Consider the following 1877-nt stretch of genomic DNA (forward strand, 5'->3'; position numbering starts at 1 on the left):
GCGCAAAGGCAAGGCAGGTGGCCAGAAAACGCGCCCGCCGCAGCCGGCCGGAATCCGGGCCGCTGCGAAAGGCTTCGAACAAATCTGTTTTCAACTCAACGTTCCGATCCGCTATAGCCCCATCGCCCGATGAGCTTGCGTCGAATGGCCGATGCCAATGTCTGGCATTGGCCACCGGCCGGTCAGTAAGAACCACGCGACATCCAGACGGCCGGGACGGTCTTGATGATGATGCGAACGTCCTCGAACAGCGACCAGTTCTCGACATAGTGGCGATCGAAGGCGACGCGGCTGTCATAGGACACATCGTTGCGGCCGCTGACTTGCCACAGGCCAGTCAGGCCCGGGCGGGATTTCAGGTAATAGACGGCGGACGTGCCATAGATCTCCAGCTCGTCGCGCACGACCGGACGAGGGCCGACAAGGCTCATGTCGCCCTGCAGGATGTTGATGATCTGCGGCAGCTCGTCGAGGCTGAGTTTCCTCAGCACAGCTCCGACACGGGTAACGCGCGGATCGTTCTTCAGCTTGCGGGTGGCGATCCATTCCGCGTTGGCATCCGGGTTGGTGGCGAGATAGGTTGCCAATACCCTGTCGCCGTCCGGAACCATGGTGCGGAACTTCAGGCAAGGAAAAATCCGCCCGCCGCGTCCAATTCGCCTGTGACCGTAGAAAATCGAGCCGCCGTCGGAAAACTTGACCAGCAGCGCTATCATGACAAACAGCGGGCTGAGTGCGATCAGTCCAATCAGTGAACCGGCGATATCGAAGCTGCGTTTGAGCAAGCCGCCGATCGGTGGCGGAAAATCGATGTCAGCCTGCGAAAAGCTCGCCGTGGCCGACTTGGCAACGTCCCTCATGCCGTAAACTCCATGCGTTGAACGAATGGTTCAGCGCACGATACCAAAAAAATGTTGCAGCGCAACACACAATTTACCACCCCATTGAAATAGTCACGTCATGAATTGACTAAATAATAAGCTTGTCATGCACAAATTTCGGCGTATTTAGCACATTTGTGACAATAAATGGGCACGGCCGAAAAAATAGAGGCCTTTGTGGGGCGGTTTTTAGGCGGACCTACCTATTTGCCAAGGCAAGCTGCAAATTAGTGCTTTATCATGCCCTGATGCTTGGTGAAAACCGTATAAAATACTACTTAATATTGTCTATCTTACTGAAAAATGCCGAGGAGAGGAGATCGGCTTAGCTCCCGTTGCGTGCATTGCAGCATGGCAGAGTCGATCGCAAAAGCTCGATCAAAAATATCCGAAGTTGCCCTTGCCGCCTATTGCTCGCCTTAATAGAATTGCAAATTATACCTGTCACGGTGGCGACAGGTGGAAAAGGCCGGAAGCAACCGGTCGAGAGTGGGCGACCTTAACAAGCCCACATGACAAGGGACGGCGCTCGGGTGGGGCAATCGTGATAATACCCGAGCCGGTTTATGGGCTGTTGGGTATGGCACTTCCAAAATTCATCCTCGGGATGATTTTCGCTCTGGCGATCGTCGTCGGCTGGTCCTGGCTGGGCGGAGCGTCGATAGGCACGATATTGGTGCGCGTCATCATCTGCGCCGTGATCATTCAGGCCGGCTATTTCGTGCTCATCTACACCATGATCGCCAGGAGCGCGCCGACGCCTGCCGACATAGCCCGTGACGCCGAGCGCAAACTGAACGCACCAGAGGTCGCCGAAAGCGAGAAGCTGGGCGGTGCCAGGCGCGGCCTGCATTGATGCAGATTGCTCAAACCTGCCCCCGGTTTGTAGGCATGCTTCGAAACAAGAGACTAGGCGCCGCGTGAATCGGTTTCGGCGCGTCTTGGTCGCCGGCTCACGCGACATCGGCGGGGTTGCCCCCTGACTGTTTCCCCCAC

The 1877-nt window shown here is 56.5% G+C and carries 2 protein-coding genes; one reads left to right on the forward strand and one right to left on the reverse strand.

What is annotated here, in order from left to right:
• Positions 1–182 precede the first annotated feature (182 nt).
• Positions 183–860: a sugar transferase gene (locus EN893_RS31910; protein ID WP_023811581.1), complete on the reverse strand. Its 678-nt coding sequence runs from the start codon at positions 858–860 to the stop codon at positions 183–185.
• Positions 861–1461: 601 nt separating this feature from the next.
• On the opposite strand from EN893_RS31910, the gene EN893_RS31915 reads away from it, so the two are divergent.
• Complete coding sequence (locus tag EN893_RS31915) at positions 1462–1737, forward strand: hypothetical protein (protein WP_023811582.1); 276 nt, start codon at positions 1462–1464, stop codon at positions 1735–1737.
• Positions 1738–1877: the final 140 nt, after the last annotated feature.

The organism is Mesorhizobium sp. M7A.F.Ca.CA.004.04.2.1 (assembly GCF_004022825.1).
GTDB lineage: Bacteria > Pseudomonadota > Alphaproteobacteria > Rhizobiales > Rhizobiaceae > Mesorhizobium.

What these genes read in the sequence shown, in the direction of transcription:
- EN893_RS31915 (WP_023811582.1), top strand. Translation starts at nt 1,462, where the DNA reads ATGGCACTTCCAAAATTCATCCTCGGGATGATTTTCGCTCTGGCGATC.
- EN893_RS31910 (WP_023811581.1), bottom strand. Translation starts at nt 860, where the DNA reads ATGAGGGACGTTGCCAAGTCGGCCACGGCGAGCTTTTCGCAGGCTGAC.